Source organism: Bradyrhizobium sp. CCGUVB23, from assembly GCF_024199885.1.
Lineage (GTDB): Bacteria > Pseudomonadota > Alphaproteobacteria > Rhizobiales > Xanthobacteraceae > Bradyrhizobium.
In genome coordinates this window covers 6454922-6473420 of record NZ_JANADQ010000001.1, presented here as the reverse complement: position 1 = coordinate 6473420, position 18499 = coordinate 6454922, and the positions used below count along the sequence as shown (strand labels likewise).

General features: G+C 64.9%; 10 protein-coding genes. 3 read left to right on the top strand and 7 right to left on the bottom strand.

From position 1 onward, the window contains the following. Window positions 1–319: 319 nt before the first annotated feature. A complete protein-coding gene (locus tag NLN62_RS29870) occupies window positions 320–4003 on the bottom strand; it encodes an AsmA-like C-terminal region-containing protein (RefSeq protein ID WP_254111207.1) in 3684 nt (1227 codons plus the stop codon). A 145-nt stretch (window positions 4004–4148) separates the two neighbouring features. Continuing rightward, window positions 4149–5381 (bottom strand): cytochrome P450, encoded by a 1233-nt coding sequence (locus NLN62_RS29865; protein WP_254111206.1) that lies wholly within the window; start codon window positions 5379–5381, stop codon window positions 4149–4151. A gap of 117 nt (window positions 5382–5498) precedes the next feature. Between NLN62_RS29865 and NLN62_RS29860 the strand changes: the two genes are divergently transcribed. Further along, the gene (locus tag NLN62_RS29860) at window positions 5499–6107 is read left to right on the top strand and encodes a TetR/AcrR family transcriptional regulator (protein ID WP_027522286.1); all 609 of its coding nucleotides are present in this window, start codon (window positions 5499–5501) and stop codon (window positions 6105–6107) included. 143 nt (window positions 6108–6250) lie between these two features. On the opposite strand, the gene NLN62_RS29855 is transcribed toward NLN62_RS29860, so the two are convergent. Then, window positions 6251–7396 (bottom strand): HlyD family secretion protein, encoded by a 1146-nt coding sequence (locus NLN62_RS29855; RefSeq protein WP_254111205.1) that lies wholly within the window; start codon window positions 7394–7396, stop codon window positions 6251–6253. After that, window positions 7396–7899: a DUF3302 domain-containing protein gene (locus NLN62_RS29850; RefSeq protein ID WP_371933035.1), complete on the bottom strand. Its 504-nt coding sequence runs from the start codon at window positions 7897–7899 to the stop codon at window positions 7396–7398. Before NLN62_RS29850 ends, NLN62_RS29855 begins: the two co-directional genes overlap by 1 nt. Before the next feature lie 301 nt (window positions 7900–8200). Between NLN62_RS29850 and NLN62_RS29845 the strand changes: the two genes are divergently transcribed. Beyond that, window positions 8201–9997 carry an NAD(P)/FAD-dependent oxidoreductase gene (locus NLN62_RS29845; protein ID WP_254111204.1) on the top strand — a complete coding sequence of 599 codons (1797 nt, stop codon included), beginning with the start codon at window positions 8201–8203 and terminating at the stop codon, window positions 9995–9997. A gap of 23 nt (window positions 9998–10020) precedes the next feature. Here NLN62_RS29845 and NLN62_RS29840 read toward each other — a convergent pair whose 3' ends face one another. From NLN62_RS29840 to NLN62_RS29830, 3 genes are all read right to left on the bottom strand, one after another. Continuing rightward, window positions 10021–12597 (bottom strand): EAL domain-containing protein, encoded by a 2577-nt coding sequence (locus tag NLN62_RS29840; protein ID WP_254111203.1) that lies wholly within the window; start codon window positions 12595–12597, stop codon window positions 10021–10023. Between the two features lie 160 nt (window positions 12598–12757). After that, window positions 12758–14059 carry an MFS transporter gene (locus tag NLN62_RS29835; RefSeq protein WP_027522293.1) on the bottom strand — a complete coding sequence of 434 codons (1302 nt, stop codon included), beginning with the start codon at window positions 14057–14059 and terminating at the stop codon, window positions 12758–12760. Between the two features lie 118 nt (window positions 14060–14177). After that, window positions 14178–16574, bottom strand: coding sequence for an EAL domain-containing protein (locus NLN62_RS29830; RefSeq protein ID WP_035662016.1), 2397 nt, complete (start codon window positions 16572–16574; stop codon window positions 14178–14180). Between the two features lie 314 nt (window positions 16575–16888). On the opposite strand from NLN62_RS29830, the gene NLN62_RS29825 reads away from it, so the two are divergent. After that, the gene (locus tag NLN62_RS29825; RefSeq protein WP_027522295.1) at window positions 16889–18049 is read left to right on the top strand and encodes an ABC transporter substrate-binding protein; all 1161 of its coding nucleotides are present in this window, start codon (window positions 16889–16891) and stop codon (window positions 18047–18049) included. The last annotated feature ends 450 nt before the right edge of the window (window positions 18050–18499 follow it).

Genomic DNA, 18499 nt, shown 5'->3' with positions numbered 1-18499 from the left:
GCAGCGCGCACCGGTAGCGGCGGCGCAAGGCGTCGGGCGCAAGGCCGCAGGAAGGCCGCACAGCGCGCCGGTGGCGGAGGCTAGAGGAAGACCGGCCGGGCCACAGCAGCGACGGAAAGGCCGCAGCGCGGCCCGCACAAGCGTTTCCCGGCGGCCTATGCTAGCAGGGACACCGGCCCGGGTTCGGACGCACTAGCGGCCTTCCCAGAGGGCCGGCGGATTGGGACACAACGGAGGACACTCCTAGCCCAATCCATTATAATCATTAGGTTATTTTCTCCTCTCCGGTTCCCACAAGGGGAGAAGGAAGGCACCGTCTTTACGGATTGGACTGCGGCACCAGGACCAGCGGCGGTTTCGGCTTGGGCCTTGGCGGTGGAGGACCGGGCGCCGGCCTGACCTCGATCGGCGGCGGAAGCGGCGCCACCTGCTGGCTCGCGATCGGCGGGCTTGAAATCGAAGGATTTGAGACCGAGGGGCTCGGTGCAGCCGGTGCAGCCAGCGGCGGCCGCGGCGTTGGCGGGGCCTTGGGCTCGACCTTGGCTTTGGGCTGGGCGCGGCGAGGATCGCGGCCGGGCAGCGGCACGTCGACCGGCGGCGACAGCTCGGGCGCGGCGTCAGGTGACACCAGACGCGGTAGTACCGCGGTCGCCGGCGGCGGCTCGCCGCGCTCGATCGCATCGAGCCGCCGCGTCTCGCGATCGATCGTCCGCACCGCCAGCCACGAGGACAGCGGCGTGAGATCGACGGTGCGTTTGAGCTTGTCCGGCGGGCCCGCCGCAAAGAGCTGGATTTCCGGAGGCGCGCCGGAAAGGCCGGTCATGATCGGCGTCAGGCTGGCGCGGATGTCGGCCTGATCGGCGGGAATGTCATAGCCGCCCGAGACGATGGCGCGGGCGTTCTTTGCTTCCAGCGTGGTCGCGCCGACACGCAGGCGGCCGTCGCGGATCGTGAACGGGATCTGCGCCGAGCCGATCGCCAGAGGGCCTGCCGACAGCGCCGCCTCGACGAGCTGCCTGAGCCTTGCGTCGTCAGCGACCTGGCCGCCATCGCTGGCCCGGATCGCGAGCTCGAAGGCGAGCGGATCGAGCCCGGTAAGCTCGGCCGACTCGAGCGTCACGGTACCGTTGCCGGCGAGCGCACCGGTCAGCGCCGCAATGCTGCGGCCCTGGGCGGACAGCGCCATTTGCACCGAGGCGCGGCCCTTGGGGACGGCGAGATTGCGATAACGCAGCACCTTCGCATCGACGTTGGCGAGCTGGATACGCGCGTTCAGCGACAGGCCGTTGGGACTGTCGCGTGCATCGATGCTTGCGGTCATCTCGCCGCCACCGATGCCGCCCTTCAGCGAATCCAGTGCCAGCGACTGGCCGTCATTGCGGATCGTGCCGCTGATGGGCCGCATCTCGATGCCGCCGGGCAATCCGCCGCGCAGGGCCTGGAAGGTGATGCGGCCGCGCCAGCCGTTGACAAGCCCTGGCGCGAGCGGCTGGTCGGCATCGCGCCCGACCGCGCCAATGGTCACCGCCAGCGCCGGGACGAGATCGAGCGTATCGAGCCCGACCTCGCCATCGATGCTCTTCTCCGGGTCCAGCGTCACCGCAAGACGCCCGCGCAGGTGCGAGCCCGCAGCCGTGCTGTCGAGATCATCGAAGGTCAGCCTGTTGCCGGACAAGGTCAGGCGCGAGGACAGGTTGACGGTTTGCACTGACTTCTCGCCCGCACCGATCCCGAGCAGCGGCGCGAGGTTCGCGTTGCGCACGCGCAAATTCACGCTCGCTTTCGGATCGGGCGAGGACAATTCGAAGCTGCCCTGGGCGTCGGCATCAAGTCCGCCGCCCGCGACCTTCGCGTTGAGCTGAAGCGGCCGGCCCCAGGTGCCGCTCACCTTGCTTTCTGCCTGCGAAGCCCCCTCGCCTGCCGCGACCACACGGTCGAGGCCGAACAGCGTCAACAGCGAGCTTGCCTGCGGCGCGGAGAGTTTTGACTCCAGCGTGAAGTCGCTGTTGCGCAGCTTGTCGAGATCGAGGCCGTTGATCGCCGCCGCCAATGTCTGCGCCGACAGCGTCGCCGTTCCCTTCAACTGCGGCGCATCGAGATCGAGCGCGGCGCGCGCATTGGTGCGATCGGCATGCTCGGCGTTCTTGTCCAGGCTCACATCGAGCTTCAGGCGCGCTGGCCCTGGCAGCGCGTCGACGCGATCGAAGCGTGCACCGAGCGCCGGCGCGATCGGGTTGATCAGGGCCGTGAGTTGAGACAGGGAATTGGCCGCCGACTTCAGCGTCAGCCTGCCGGTCGCATGCGCACGATCGAAGCTTCCGTTCGCGTCCGTCGTCACTCCGCTTGCTTGGCCGAATTGCAGCTGCTCCAGCGACAGCGTGGTCGGGCTGTAACCGAATTTGGCGGTAAACGGCCGCAGCTCCTGCCCGGCCGAGATCGCGCGGCCGACGTCGAGCGACAGTCTTGCCTCGTCCGGCCATTCGCCTTGCGGCCCGGCGAGGCCGCGCACGAAGCTTGCGGCCGCATCGAGGTCGAGCCGGTCGGCCTTCAGCTCGGCGTCAAACCGCGAACCCTTGTTGGCAGCGGTCTGCACGAAGGCGATGTGGCCCTCGACCGCGCCGCCCTCGATCTCTGCCTTCAGCTTGTCGATCGCAAGGTGGTTGGCGGCGACCGTCACGTCACCGCTCAGGCGCAACGGCTTGGTGCTGCGGCGATTGATCTCGCTGCGGCCCTGAAGCCAGGCCACCAGCGTATCCGGGTCGGAAGATTCGATGCTGAGCCGGCCGCTAAAGCTGTCGACGCCGGGGCTGGCGCCGTTGAGCGCGACCTGGGTCATGCCCGGCGCGCGCAGATCGAGCCGCTGAAAGGTCCAGGACCTGCCGTCGGTCTGCAACTCCGCGGCGATGTTTTGCAGCGGCCGGCCGCCGAGCATGATCTGCTCGGAGCTGAACGAGATCTGCGCCGGGATCGGCGCCTGCGGAATGGCGGCGAGCCCGGCGCGCAGCGCCGGCAGGATGCGCAGCGGCTCGGTATTGTCCTTGGCCGCGAGCTTGTCGGCATCGAGTTGCCGCGCCGCCAAATTCGCGCGCAGCAGGGGCGCGGCGCCGAATTTGAGGTCGCCGACGCCGGCGACCTTGAGCGCGGTGTCCTCGGGACCAAAACTCGCCTCGATCTGGTCGAACTTCGCAAGCGACGGATCGGCCTTGAGCTTCGTCGTCAGCTTCCACGGCGTCGGTGCGGGGGCTGCCGGCTTGTCCTTTGACGTCTCCTTGGGTGGAGGTACGGCCAGCGTGAGCGCGCCGTCGAATTTCGGCAGCCGGCCGTCAAAGGCGAGCACGCCTTCGAGATCGGCCAGGATCGCGCGCTCGCCGGGATCGATATTGATGTGGAGACGGGTGGCGGTGCCGTCGGGGCTCGGGCCGGAGGAGATGCGGAACGGATAGCGCGTGCCCGAGACGGTGACATTGCCGTCGCCCCGCACCGAGCCCGCAAGCGAGCGGACGTCGCCGGCGAACGCGATGTCGCTGAGCTCCAGCGTCGAGCGGCTGGCGGCATCATGAAGCGCGATGCGGCCGGTGAGGTTCAGCCGCTCGATCGCGAGCGAGGCGAGATTGAAGCTGCCGCTTGCCGTCGACGGCAGGTCGACCCGGCCCTTGGCATCGAGGCCGAGATCGGCCGCCACGCCGTTGACCGTGAGCTCGGTGGCACGCCATTCGCCGCGCATCAGCGAAGAGAGGCTGAACTCGACGTCGAGCTTGTCGGCGCGGAGCTTACCGAGGTCGTTGTTGCCGCCGAAGGTGACCGAGCGCAGCCGCAGCGTCGGCGCCGGCAGTAGCCGCGCATCGAGCTGGCCGGCAACCCGCACCGGGACACCGATGATTCGGCTCGCCTCCGCCTCGAACTGGGGCCGGAACTGGTTCCAGTCGATGAAGTAAGGCCCGATCAGCGCGGCCAGCAGCGCAATAATGAAGGCAATCGCCAATCCGAGCAGCGTCGTCTGCACGGGTCTCCCCTCGGCCAAACCGGCACCCGGGCCAAACCCAAGCCTACGTCTAAGCCAAATCGAAGCCTAAGCCGCGCCGGAACAGCCCCTTATATAGGGGCAAGTGTGGCGATGTCACAGCGACTGTTGCGCACGGAGGTTAATGCTACCAGCTCGCCGGCAGCCGCTTCAGGCCGCGCAGGACGAAGGTCGGCCGCCATTCGGGGTTCTCGACGTCGTCGATCCGCAAGTCCGGCAGCCGCCTGAGCAGGGTGTTGATGGCGATTTCGGCCTCGATGCGCGCCAATTGGGCGCCCAGGCAGAAATGGATGCCGCCGCCGAACGACAGCGGCTTGACGTTCTCCCTGACGATGTCGAGGCGGTCGGGGCTGTCAGGATAGACGGCCGGATCGCGGTTGGCCGAGCCCAGGAGGCACAGCACCGTCTCGCCCTTGGGGATCCGCTTGCCGCCGAGATCGTCGATATCCTCCAGCGTGACGCGCCCGGTCATCTGCACCGAGGAATCGTAGCGCAAGAACTCCTCGATCGCGTTGATGATCAGCTCCGGCCGCGCCTTGAGCAGTGCGAGTTGGTCCGGATTGCGGTGCAGGGCCAACAAGCCGTTGCCGATGAGATTGACGGTGGTCTCGTGGCCGGCGCCGAACAGCAGGATGATGTTGGCGGTCAGTTCCTCATTGGTCAGCTTGTGGCCGTCTTCCTCGGCCTGCACGAGCTGGGTGGTGAGGTCCTCGCCCGGATTGCGGCGGCGCAGCTCGAAGAGCTGCTGGAAGTACATCTGCGCCATCAGGTTGCCGGCGTTGCCCTGGCGGATCTCCTCCGGAGAGAGGGGCACGGGATCCAGAATCCGCCCGCCATCGCGCGAGCCCTTGTAAAAGGCCTCGCGATGATCTTCGGGGATGCCAAGCATGTCGCAGATGATCGTAACCGGCAGGCGGAAGGCAAAATCCTCGATCAGGTCCATCTGCCCGCGATCGGTCACATCGTCGAGCGTCTGGTCGACGATCTCCTGGATCCGCGGCCGCATGTCCTCGACCCGGCGCGCGGTGAAAGCTTTCACGACCAGACCGCGCAGGCGGGTGTGGTCGGGCGGATCGGCCTGCAGCATCCAGTGGCTCATGCTGCGGAAGACCGGCTCCTCCATGATCTTCGGACCGTAGCGGCGCTTGCTGCGCTCGACGAAATCCTTGCCGAAGCGCTTGTCGCGCATCACGAGGCTCACCTCGGCATGCCGGCTCGCCACGAAGGAACCGAACGGGGTCACATGCATCGGATCGATCGTGCGCAACCGCTCATAGTGGGGATAAGGATCCCTGATGAAATCGGGGGCCAGTGGATTGAACAGCTGATCGCTTGCCGCCGCCTGCGCATGCTCGTTCATGGTGACCTCAAATCGTTCACGACATCGAACACGCCGGAGCCGAAATAGGCGGCGTGACCATCCTCTGAAATTCGATACGTTATTGTATTGAGTTGCATCCTGAACTAAAATGCAGCGATGTCAAGAGTGAGGACCAGGCCGACCCGCGACGACACCCGCGACCAGCTGTTCGAGGCGGCCGCGCGCGTGTTCGAGGACCAGGGCATCGGCGGCGCCAGTATCGAGGCGATCGCAGCCGCCGCCGGTTTCACGCGCGGCGCGTTTTATTCGAACTTCACCAGCAAGGACGAGCTGATCATCGCCATGCTCGAGGACCATGTCGAGCAGTCGATCCGGCGCAATCTCGACCTGCTCGCTGAGCATACCGACCTCGACGATTTCATCGCGGCGCTGAAGGCCATGGAGCGCAACCGCCGCGATCCGCTCGGCCGCTCGCCGCTGCTGCACATGGAGATGATCCTCTACGTCGCGCGCGCAGAGAAGCGCCGGCCGGAGCTCGCAAAACGCCTGCGTGCGCGGCGCAAGCTGGTCGCCGACATCATTCAGGGGGCACAAGTCGACCGCGCGAACAAGGTGAAAGATCCGTCCTGGGCCGCCGCCGTGGTCTTGGCGCTGGATGACGGTTTTCGCCTGCACCGGCTGATCGATCCGGAGACCACGCCGGCCGACAGTTTTTTCCGCGCAATCAGCGATCTCCGCCGCGCGATGGGGCTTGTCTCAGGCTAGGAATGCCTGGCCCCAAATCGGCGCGCGGAAGTTCCGCTGTGGCCCTGACCGCGGCGGAATAGCGGAGTTTCCCCAACGGCTGCCAAGGGCGAATCTCGGACCTCGGCACCTGCACCGGGCGGGATCTCCGAACTAAGAGTTTCCTAGAGGGACTCAAAGAAGATGTAGTTCTGCCAGCTTCGCATCCGCAGAAGAATCTTCCGCAGCAATGAAAGTTCGTGAAAGTGCTCGGTGTAGATGGCGGCTTCGCCGGCCGCCCCGAGCGGAATTTGATAACCCGAGATGTCATCGACGATCTCGAGGACGGCCAGAGCACGGTCTCCGGGCAGCGCTCCCCCGACATTTACTAGCGTCCCCGTGGTTTGAAGCTGGCCACCTGCGATCGCATCGATCACCACTTGGACCTTGGCCTTGAATACGCGGCCCGGTATGCCCTTGAACAGAACTTCGGCCTCATCGCCGGCGCGAACCCGCTGCAGGGCGTTTTGCTGGAACGCGGCTGCAAATTTCCGGTCCCTTTGGCTGTCGTTGACGAAAATCATGGCTGGACGGAAGGGCGCCGGGACCACATACACGCCCGGCCGCAGCGCGAGCTCGGTGACAAAGCCACTGGTGGGTGCGCGAACAGTGGTCTGGTCCAGATCGAATTGAGCATCAGCAAGTTCGTTGCGAAGACGCACGATCGCCGTATGTTCGCCATTAACAGTCGCGCCATACGCCTGCCGGGCACGATCTTCCGCAGCATTAGCTTCGGCCACTGTCTGTTTTGCCGCGTCGAGATTGCGCGTTGCGGTATCGAGCGTCGCCTGCGCGACGACTTGTTTCTGGAACAGCGTCGCCTGACGATCGTAGTTCTCTTGGGCCAGTTCCAGTTGCGCCTTAGCCTTTCCGGTCGCCGCCGCGGCTTGATCAACCGACGCCTTGAGCTGGGCAACATTGGCCTCGGCATCGGCCAGTCCCGCCTTTTTTTCGGCGACGGTGTACTCGTATGGCTTGGGATCGATCTTGAACAGAACTTCGCCGGCCTCGAGATGTTGGTTGGTGCGGTCTTCGACTGGCACCTCGACCACGCGTCCGCGGACGCCGGGCAATATCGGCGTCACGGTGAAGTAAATGCGTGCATTCGTGGAGAACGGGTGGTTGTAGGCCATCGTGATGAACAACAGCGAAAGCCCAAAAATGCCGCCGAGCGCCGCTGTCGCAAGTGTCCATTGATTGACCGGGATTCTGAAAAGCTTGAAGGTGGCATAGCAGAGCGCCACGTAAGTCATCGTGAGCAGGATTTCCATCAGCGGCCTCCCGTCCCGACCTTGGAGAGCGCCTCCGCTATCGTATTTCGGCTCGCGGCACTGGCTTCTGTCGCGGGAACGTTCACCTTATCGACGGCCGAGACTGCTTCCTGCGGCGGCTCTGCGCCGACCCTGCCTTCTTGAACATGAGCTGCTCGATCTTCGATACCGACCTTGGCCTCGATCGCTGCCAATCGATGCTTGAGCTCCTCCAGTTCAGCCACGGCCTCCTTGGGCGAGGTCGGCTCGCCCTGCTTGTGACCGAAGCCCCAGCCACGTTCAGGCTGATACATCATCGCCCAGATCCAAAGGAACGGCCACAGCAGGTGCAGCATGAACAGGCTGATCCATCCGGCGGCATGGATTGCGTCCTCGTGCGGATGATGGCGCGCTTTTGCAATTCGGGCCGGAATGTCGTGGATCGCAATGATGCCGTAGACCAGCACGATCACCACGAAAAACAGCAGACCAAGCGCGAAGTAATTCAGGAATGGGTCTTCCATGGCGATCCCCATCCGGATCCAGAATTGCAAAGCTCCGGCAATACCTCGCGCTCGCCGCGAGAGCCCAATTGATCTAGATCAAGTCAAGTCTTCCATTGCCATGGCGCTGAACGGTCTCTGCGGTGAAGTCGGCTGTCAATTTTAGAATCCCTGCCGGGCAGCTATCCCTCCGTTTCGCACCGCAGGGAGGCGCCGAAGCCGACCCGGGAACCTCGCCGCACCAGTCTGGATTCCCGCGATAGTTGGGCTAAGGTGACGCTGCCTGCGCAGAAAAATTGCAAACGACATCCGGGAGGAAGTGATGCTCGACACAACGCTTGCCGCGCGCGTTCAGGTTTTCCTCGACAAGTTTGAAGCCGCGCTTGCGGCGGGCGATCTCGACGCCGCCGTGGGAATGTTCGCTCCGGAATGCTACTGGCGCGACCTTGTCGCCTTCACCTGGAACATCAAGACCATGGAAGGCCGCGATCAGGTCCGCGACATGCTCGCGCATTGCCTCGCGCATGCGAAGCCGCGCAACTGGAAGATTGCCGAGGGTGAAACGCCAACCGAGGCAGGCGGCGTGACCGAGTCCTGGATCTCGTTCGAGACCGAGCTCGCGCGCGGATATGGACTCATCCGACTGCAGAACGGCCAGATCTGGACGCTTCTAACGACGATGGCCGAACTCAAGGGCCATGAGGAAAGGGCTGGCTTCAGCCGGCCACTCGGCGCCAGGCACGGCTTCAATCCCGGCACCAAGACCTGGAAGGAACTGCGCGACGAGGAAGTCGAGCAACTCGGCTTCAAGACCCAGCCCTACGTGCTTATCATCGGCGGCGGACAAGGCGGCATTGCGCTCGGGGCGCGGCTGCGCCAGCTCGGTGTGCCGACGATCATCGCCGAGAAAAACGCACGCGCCGGCGATTCCTGGCGCAACCGCTACAAGTCGCTCTGCCTGCACGATCCCGTCTGGTACGACCATCTGCCTTATATCGATTTCCCCAAGAACTGGCCTGTGTTCTCGCCCAAGGACAAGATCGGCGATTGGCTGGAAATGTACACCAAGGTCATGGAGCTGAACTACTGGACGAACACCACGGCCAAACGCGCCAGCTGGGACGACACCAAGAAGGAATGGACCGTCGTCGTCGAACGCGACGGCAAGGAGATCACGCTGCGGCCCAAGCAGCTTGTGTTCGCGACCGGCATGTCAGCCAAGCCGAACATGCCGAAAATCAAAGGCATGGAAACCTTCAAGGGCGAGCAACACCATTCCTCACGTCATCCCGGCTCCGACGGCTACAAAGGCAAGAAGGTGGTGGTGATCGGCTCGAACAATTCGGCTCATGATATCTGCGCTGCGCTGTACGAGGCCGGCATCGACGTAACGATGGTGCAGCGTTCGACAACCCACATTGTGCGCTCGGACTCGCTGATGGAGACGCTCGGCGATCTCTATTCCGAACGCGCCGTCCGCGCCGGAACGACCACGGCGAAGGCCGATCTGATCTTCGCTTCACTGCCCTATCGGATCTTGAATCAGTTTCAGAAACCGGTCTACGACAAGATCCGCCAGGACGATGCCGCCTTCTATGCCGGGCTGGAGAAGGCCGGCTTCAGGCTCGACTTCGGTGACGACGATTCCGGACTATTCATGAAGTATCTGCGCCGCGGCTCGGGCTATTACATCGACGTCGGCGCCTCGCAGCTCATCATTGACGGCAAAATCAAACTGTTCGCTGGACAGGTCGAGGAAATCACGCCCAACGGCGTCAGGCTCGACAACGGCAAGGAATTGCCTGCGGACGTGATCGTCTATGCCACCGGCTACACCTCGATGAATGGCTTTGTCGCCGATCTCGTGAGTCGGGAAATGGCTGACAAAGTCGGCAAGGTCTGGGGCCTCGGCTCGGATACGACAAAGGACCCCGGCCCATGGGAAGGTGAACAACGCAACATGTGGAAGCCGACGCAGCAGGAAGGCCTATGGTTCCACGGCGGCAATCTGCATCAGTCGCGACATTACTCGCAATTCCTTTCCCTGCAGTTGAAGGCGCGCTACGAGAGCATCCCGACGCCGGTCTATGGCCTGCAGACTGTCCACCACAAGGCCTGAGGTTGCCGAGTGCACAATGGGCGTCAGGCCGTGCGCTTGACCGGCCTGGCATCGCCCTGCGCGCGATCGAGATGGTCGTGCATCGCCCTCGCCTGCTCGGCGCTGTGATCGAGCAGCCAGCGTTCGAACGCGACAGGCGTCAGCGCCGGTGCGTAGAGAAAACCCTGCACGACGTCGCAGCCGAGCTCGGCGAGCACCTTGCGCTGCGCCTTGGTCTCGACGCCTTCGGCAACCACGGTCATGCCGAGGCCCTGACCGACGCGGACGACGGCGGTGGCGATGGCGAGCGCACCAGCATCAGCTTCGATGTCGCGCATAAAACTGCGGTCGATCTTCAGCTCTCGGATCGGCAGATGCGCCAGCCGGCTCAGGCTGGAATAGCCGGTGCCGAAATCGTCCAGCGAAAGCCCAACGCCGAGTTCGCGGATCGCCTTCATGGTCTCGAGCGCAACCGCCCGCTCCTGCATGAACGCGCCCTCGGTGATCTCGAGCATCAAGGCGTCCGGCGGCAGCTCGTGCGCGGCGAGGACGTTTCCGACATGCTTTGCCAGCACGACGTTGCGGAAATTGATCGGCGAGAGGTTGACCGACACGCTGGGGATGTCGAGCCCGGCGCAGCGCCAGCCCGCCATCTGGCGGCACGCCTCGCGGATCGACCACAGGCCGATCTGCTCGATCAAGCCGCATTCCTCGGCAAGCGGAATGAATTTGGCCGGTAAGACCTCGCCGAGGTCGGCGTCATGCCAGCGCGCCAGCGCCTCGACGCCATGGATGGCGCCGTCAATGGTGCGGATCTGCGGCTGGTAGCGCAGGCTGAGCTTGTCCTCCGCGATGGCGCGCCGCAGCGCGGCAGTGAGAACGAGCCGCTGCTCGGCGAGCCCATTCATGTCGGCGCTGAAGAAGCGATGGGTGGAGCGTCCCGCCTGCTTGGCCTTGTACATCGCCGCATCGGCCTGCTGCATCAGCGTGTCGATATCGGTGGCGTGATCGGGATAGAGGCTGATGCCGATGCTGGCGGACATCTGCATCTGCCGCGCGCCGAGCCGCAGCGGCTCGGCCAATGCCTCGGTGATCCGGCGCGCGATGCGCGCGGCACCCTCGGCGTCGCGGTTCGGCAACAGGATGACGAATTCGTCGCCGCCGAGCCGGCCGAGCATGTCGCTGGGCTCGATCTGCGCGCGCAGGCGATGCGCCAGCTCGACCAGCAGCTCGTCGCCCGCGGCGTGGCCGAGCGTGTCGTTGACGTCCTTGAAATGATCGAGATCGAGAAACGACAGCGCGACGTGGCTGCCCGGACGACAGTCGTCGATGGCGGCCGTGATCAAGTGGCGCAGCTGCACGCGGTTCGGCAGGCCGGTGAGGATGTCGTGATAGGCGAGCCGCGCGATCTCCGCGCGCGCTTCCTTGCGCTCGATCGCGAGCGCGCCGAGATTGACGCAGGCATCGACGATGCGCCGGTGCCAGCGGCTCGGTGCGCGCGGCTCCCTGTAGTAGAAAGCGAAGGTGGCGATGACCCTTCCGTCCTTGGCCTTGACCGGGGTCGACCAGCAGGCGCGCAGGCCGACCGACAGTGGCATCGCCTTGTAGGGCTGCCAGCGCGGATCCCTGTCGATATCAACAGCCAGGACCGGCTTGCCGTAGTAGGCGGCCGTGCCGCAGGAACCGACATCGGGTCCGATCGCGACGCCGTCCAGCGCGCGTGAATAGTCATCGGGAAGGCTGGGACCGCCGAGCGGATGCACGAAGCCGGCGGCATCGACGTGAAGCAGCGAGCAGACGACATCGGGCGCGATCTCCTCGACGCGCCGGCACAGCCGGTCGGCGATCTCGGTGATCGGCACCTCGTCGGCGAGCGCGCATGTGATCAATTGCTGGAGCGATCGCAGCTGCTTGGTTTCGGTGATGTCCTCGAGCAGGGCGAAGATATGCTTGACCCGGCCCTTGCGATCGCGGAAGGCGTCGATCCTGGCAGCAACCCAGATCTCCTCGCCATCCTTGCTGTAGAGCATCACCTCGGCTTCGCCGCCGCGGCCACCCGCCATCAGCCGTTTGCCGAGCCTTGCAAGCGCCCTGCGGTTGGTATGGCGGCCGGCCACGAGCTCGCTCACGGGCCGCCCCTCGGTCTCACCGGAGGCATAGCCGAACACGGTGGCGAAGGCCGCGTTGGTGTAGCGGATCTTCAGTTCGGTATCGGTGATGATCACCGCCCGATTGGTCTGGTCGGACACGGCGTTGAGCAGTCCGATCCGCACGCGGCGTTCGGCCTCCTCGGTGACGTCGCGAACGAAGACCGCGTAATGGGTTGTGCCGATGGACGAAAGCGATATCGCAGCCCTGATCCGCGTGCCGTCGCACCGCACGAGGCTGATCTCGTCGCGAAACCCCGCCGCGATCGGCTCGCCCAGGCATTTGAGCGCGAGAATGCGGGCATCGCGTCCGAGCGCGTCCGTGCGCGGGAGCTTCCAGAGTCGCTCTGCGGCTGCGTTGAAATGCGTGATCCGGCGGTCGGCATCGACGATGACAACGCCGTCCACGGCCAGCTCCAGCGCAGCCAGCAGGACTTCCGGAGTTCCGATCGCAGGGCAATCGTTGGCGGACATCGTTGGACCCGGGCGCGTCGCAACCAGATGCGACAAGGACGGCAAGCCTAGCGGTCCGATGGTGTCCAAGAGGTTGGCTCAACCTGGCATGGGCTCGCCAAGACGAGACATGCTTAAGATTCCGCGAAGAAGAGCCGAGGAATTGCGAAGGGAAGCGGACCTATGCGGCGCCGGTTCCCGGCTGAAGCTTGTGCAGCCGGCCTGCGACCGCCCTCACCTTGCGAGGTGCGGCCTGCCAGATCGACAACGCCGACAGTCCGCTCGCGACCATCGCGATGACAAAGGCAAGCGTGTAGTCGCCGGCAAGATCATAGAGGAAGCCCGTCACCCAGGGCCCGGCCGCGCCGCCCGCCAGCGCGGCCAGCATGATCATGCCGAAGATGCTGCCCTGATTCCTTCCCCCGAAGATCTCGAACACCACCGCGCCCATGATCGAAGTCAGCCCGTAGCCGAGAGCCCCTTGCGTAAACACCATCAGGTAGACGAGCCAGAGTGAGGCTTCGAATTTCAGCGCGATCAGCGCAGCAAAGCAGATCGCAAAGCCTGTGCAGCTCATCGCCCAGACCCATTCCCGGCCGATCCGGTCCGAGACATGGCCGAGCAGGATCTGGCCGGGAATGCCGAGCAGGCTGACGGCGCCGAGCGCCCACACTGCGACGCTCGGGCTGAAGCCGATGTCGAGCAGGAACTTGGTCTGGTGCACCTGCACCGCGTACCAGATGTACAGACCGCAGAAATAGCCGAGCGCGATCCACCAGAACCGCGCCGTCCGCAGCGCAAGCTTCAGGGTCCAGTCGGTGCCGGCCCAGACGGGATCGACGATGTTGGAGACGGGCTTTGCCGCGCTTGCCGACGGCGCGGCATCGCCGTCCGGCCGCAAACCGAGATCCTCCGGCCGCTTGCGCAGCAGCAGGTTGATCGGCGCCAGCGCGATCAGCAGCAAGAGTCCCATCGCAGTGCAGGCGGTGCGCCAGCCGCTCTGCTCGATCATGTGCTGCACCCAGGGCAGCAGCGTCACCGAGCCGATGCCGACGCCGGCAAAGGCGATACCGATGGCGAAGCCACGCTTGCGGATGAACCAGTTCGGCAGGAACAGCGACTGGCCGGAATAGCCGAGGCAGACGCTGCCGGCGCCGACCATGACGCCGATGGTGACATAGAGATGCCAGGGCTGGCTCGTCAGCGGCGCCAGCAGGAGGCCGCCCGCCATCAGCGCGACGCCGACCTCCATCACCGCGCGCGGACCTGCGCGATCCATCAGCCGGCCGATCAGCGGGCTGACCACGCCCGAGACCACGAAGCCAAACGAGAAGGCGCCCGCGGTGATGCCGCGATCCCACCCGAACTCGGAGATTATGGGAGGAAAGAACAATGAAAACGCGGTGCGCGCGTTGACCCCGATGGCCATGGTGACGAACGTCACCGCGACCACGACCCAGCCATAGAAGAACGGAAGCCGCATTGTGTTGGTTTCATCCCTGGACGATCTTTCCGATCATCCGGGGATGTCCGGGTCAAGCGCTTTTCGCGCATGCCCGGGCCACGTTTGCATGCGACGGACCTTTGCGCGGCGATGCGTCTCAGGCCGCGTCGAGCTGCGAGCGGGAGACCGGCGCCTCCGGCGCGATCCGTTCGATCGGCTGCGGCCGTCCGAGCAGATAGCCTTGCGCGAAATTCACGCCGAGCCCCTTCAGCCGCTCGAACTGTTCACTGGTCTCGACGCCCTCGGCGGTCACCGACATGTCGAGGCCGCGCGCCAGCGTCACGATCGAAGAGATGATGGCCGAGCTGCGCGGCCGATAGCTGAGATTGCTGATGAAGGACTTGTCGATCTTGATCTTGTCGAACGGAAACGCCGTCAGGTAGCTCAGCGACGAATAGCCGGTGCCGAAATCGTCGAGCGCGAGCTCGATGCCGATGCTCTTGAGCCGCTCCATGAAGGCGTGGTTCTCGATGCCGCGCTCCAAAAGGACGGACTCGGTGATCTCGATCTCGAGGCGCTCCGGCGGCAGGCCGGAATCTTCCAGCGCCGCGCAGATCACGTCGAACAGCTCGGCTTCCTTGAACTGCACCGGTGACAGGTTGACGGCGACCCGCGCGTCCGAAGGCCACGACGCCGCGTCCTCGCAGGCGCGCCGCAGCACCCATTCGCCGAGCGCCACGATCAAGCCGGTCTCCTCCGCGAGCGGAATGAACTGGTCCGGCGGGATCAGCCCGCGCGTCGGATGACGCCAGCGCACCAGTGCCTCGAAGCCGCGGCGCTCGCCGCTGGCGACGTCGACGAAGGGCTGGTAGTGCAGCTCGAACTGACAGCGCGCGATGGCGTCGCGCAAGTCACCCTCGAGCATGTTGCGCGCCTCGAGGTCGGCCGACATCGCCTCGTCATAGATGGTGAAGCAGTTGCGTCCCGCACCTTTCGAGCGATAGAGCGCGAGGTCCGCCTTCTTCAGAAGCTGTTCCTGGTTGCTGCCGTGCTCCGGCGCGATCGCAATGCCGATGCTGGTGCCGATCTCGACGCGGTGGCCGGGCAGGAAGAACGGCTCGGTGACGAGCTTGGCGATCCGGCCCGCGAGCTCGGTCGAGCACACCCGCTGATCGTCGCAGCCTTCCTGGATGATCGCGAACTCGTCGCCGCCGAGCCGCGCCAGCACGTCGTTCTGGCGCAGCGCGGATTTCAGGCGCTGCGCGACCTGGCGCAGCAAGAGGTCGCCGGCGCCGTGGCCGAGCGAGTCGTTGACGTTCTTGAAGCGGTCGAGATCGAGCATCAGGATCGAGAAGGTCAGCCCGTCCTCGCGCATCTGGCGGTTGATCTCGTCCAGCCGCGCGAGGAAGAAGGCGCGGTTCGGCAGCCCCGTCAGGATGTCGGTCTGGGCCAGCTCGAGCACCCGGCGGTTGGCGAGCGACAGCCGCCGCGAGTTGCGGCTCGCGAGCACGAGGTAGCTCGCCAGCGACAGCGTCAGAAGCATGCCGACGACCAGCACCGTGAGCGCGCGGTCATAAGCGGTTTCCAGCGGACCACCGGCGGTCGGCACGGCACGCACCTGCCAATCGGTGTCGCCGATACGCAAGCCACCCGACCAGTGCACGCCCTTCGACACGTCGCTCATCGATTGCGGCGCGGTCGCCGAGGACGCGAAATCCGGCAGCGACTGCTCCAGGCTGACGATCTGCCCCGTGAAGGGCGGATAGACGTTGACGCTGATCGCGGGACTTGCCGCCGTCGTGGTTCGGATGGCACGCAGCAGCAGCGGCAGATCGAACACGGCGACGATGACGCCCGCCTGGTTGCGGCGGCGATCGGCAACCGTGTCGCGCGAGGTGCCCTTGGCGTAGACGGGGACGACGACGAGGACGTTCGGCAACTGGCCGCCTTCCCGCGGCTCGTAGAGTCGCGTGCGTAGCGCCGCGATCCGGTCATTGTCGCGCGCGCGCTCGATCGCGGCATAGCGATCCGGAATGGTCGCGTAGTCCATGCCGTAGACCGGCGAGGTCTTCGGCTGCGTGGAATAGAAGACCGGGAAATACTCGTCGCCCTGCGGCGCGGTTGTGAAACCGTCGCCCTCGCCCTGAAGCGATTTGATGCGATAGCCGGACACACCGTCCGCGACTGCGGCGGCTTCGTATTCGGCACGCTCCTTGCGGTTGATCCGCGGCAACCATGCGACGCGGAGCATGCCGGGGTGATGCTCGAACAGCCGTCCCGCGAACGTCTCGAACTCGCTGCGGGTGACGTCCTCGTTGGCCGATTCGAACAGGGTACGCAGCGCCACGAGCCGGCTGATATATTCGTTCATGCCGTTCTGCATGACGATGGCTTCGGTTTCCGCCGCGCTCTCGAACTCGACCTTGTTGACGCGGTCCTCCCAGCGCGCGACCGCAGCCGCGCCCACCACCGAGAACGACAGGCCGAGGATTGCGGCGACCAGCGCAGGGCGATAGAGCCCGAACAACGGCGCAGGACGCCATCGCGCGATCATGCGCTTCCGATCCTGATCATTCTGATCGCGATCGCCCATCTCTCTTAAGCCGTCCCTCTGGCGTGACGGATCGAACTTCTGGTTGAGCCATCAGAACGACGATCGGACATGGGGCTCGGTTAAGAAGTGCACAATTTCACTGCGGCGCCGGCCGCAACTGCGGAGCTTAGTTAACGTTTCCCCCGCAAGTCGCTGCATCATGGAAACAATCTGCACGGATTCACCGGAGTAATACGGAGCGCGATCAGCCTTGCGGTTAGCGAGGCCGTGGCACTATCGTTCTTCCGTAATTCCCGCAAATCCCCTATCACGCCATGACACGAGTCCGTTCCGCGACACGCATCATTTTGGCCGTCGTGCTGGCTGCATTCGTTGCGCCGGCGGCCCGAAGCGAGGAGGCTGGCGTCGGCACCGACGCGATCCTGTTCGGCCAGGCTGCGGCGCTCGAGGGGCCCTCCTCCGCGCTTGGCTTACGCATGCGGCAAGGCATCGTTGCCGCCTTCAACGAGATCAACGCCAAGGGCGGCGTTCATGGCCGCAAGCTGCAACTGATCAGCCGCGACGACGGCTATGATCCCGACCGATCGGTGGCGCAGACGCTGCGGCTGATCGACGAGGACAAGGTGTTCGCACTGATCGGCGCGGTGGGCACGCCGACCGCGATGGCGACCATCCCGATCACCAGCCTCAGGAACATTCCCTTCATCGGTCCGTTCAGCGGCGCGGAATTCCTGCGCGATCTGGAGCTCAGCAACGTCGTCAACATCCGCGCCTCCTACGGCGCGGAGGCCGAGGCCTGGATCAAGCATCTCACCGAGGATCGCAAGTTCAGCCGCATCGGGATCTTCTACCAGGACGACGCCTTCGGCCGCGACGGTCTCCTGGGCGTGAAACGCGCGCTCGCCAAGCGCGGCCTCGAGCTTGCCGCCGAAGGCACCTTTGAGCGCAACACCAAGGCCGTCGCGTCGGCCTGGCGGATGCTCAGGCGCGCCGAGCCCGAAGCCATCGTCATGGTCGGGACCTACGGCCCGTGCGCGGAGTTCATCAAGCTCGTGCACCGCAGCGGTCTCAATCCGACCTTCGTCAACATCTCCTTCGTCGGCGCCAATGCGCTCGCAAAGGAGCTCGGGCCCGAGGGCGAAGGCGTCATCGTCTCGCAGGTCGTGCCGTTTCCCTGGGACACATCGCAAAAGCTCGTTGCCGACTACCAGGCGGCGCAGAAGGCGTTCGAACCGACGCTCACGCCGGACTTCGTGTCGCTGGAAGGCTATATCTCCGGGCGCCTTGCGGCCGCCGCACTGGAGAAGACGGGGCCGAACCCGACGCGCGCCGAGCTGCTACGGGTCATCAACGACGTCGGCCGCTTCGACATCAGCGGCAACACCATCACCGTCGGCGTGCACATGATCGACACACCGCCAAAGGTGTTTCTGACGATGATCCAGAAGGACGGGACGTTCAGGCCGATCGACTAGGGCGCCTACTTATGAACCCGCACCATGGGCCCCAGCTGGGCCATCAGCAGCCTTGCGGCACTTGGCGCCGCTTTCGGGTCAGACCTCGAGCTACAGCCTCGCCCTCCTCCGCCGGGATTCTAGCCGACCCAAGCCGAGCTGCCGCCTGAGCAGCGGTCGCAAGAACTGCAAGGCACGGCGAGAGCGCTATTTTTGAATTCGCACAATATTTGATGTGAAAGAAGATCCGTAGCGGTACCGCCGCGTTATTGTCCCCTCACGCGTTTAACCAGCAGCGGTCGGCCTGACGATCGTGTGGCGACCGTTTTCCCGCAGAAAGCCGACATGGCGGTGGCTCTTGAGCTGTTCGGCTCAGGGCCATCGGCGGATGCTCAGGTGTTTGAGCTGAAACCAGCCGAATATCGCAACGACGGAGCATCCAAGCAGGCCGACTGTCTTCAGGCCCATTTC

Excerpts from the sequence above, each read along its gene's own strand:
- NLN62_RS29855 (WP_254111205.1), bottom strand. The coding sequence starts at position 7,396 with ATGGAAATCCTGCTCACGATGACTTACGTGGCGCTCTGCTATGCCACC.
- NLN62_RS29860 (WP_027522286.1), top strand. The coding sequence starts at position 5,499 with ATGTCAAGAGTGAGGACCAGGCCGACCCGCGACGACACCCGCGACCAG.
- NLN62_RS29850 (WP_371933035.1), bottom strand. The coding sequence starts at position 7,899 with ATGGAAGACCCATTCCTGAATTACTTCGCGCTTGGTCTGCTGTTTTTC.
- NLN62_RS29845 (WP_254111204.1), top strand. The coding sequence starts at position 8,201 with ATGCTCGACACAACGCTTGCCGCGCGCGTTCAGGTTTTCCTCGACAAG.
- NLN62_RS29835 (WP_027522293.1), bottom strand. The coding sequence starts at position 14,059 with ATGCGGCTTCCGTTCTTCTATGGCTGGGTCGTGGTCGCGGTGACGTTC.
- NLN62_RS29840 (WP_254111203.1), bottom strand. The coding sequence starts at position 12,597 with ATGTCCGCCAACGATTGCCCTGCGATCGGAACTCCGGAAGTCCTGCTG.
- NLN62_RS29865 (WP_254111206.1), bottom strand. The coding sequence starts at position 5,381 with ATGAACGAGCATGCGCAGGCGGCGGCAAGCGATCAGCTGTTCAATCCA.
- NLN62_RS29825 (WP_027522295.1), top strand. The coding sequence starts at position 16,889 with ATGACACGAGTCCGTTCCGCGACACGCATCATTTTGGCCGTCGTGCTG.
- NLN62_RS29830 (WP_035662016.1), bottom strand. The coding sequence starts at position 16,574 with ATGATCGCGCGATGGCGTCCTGCGCCGTTGTTCGGGCTCTATCGCCCT.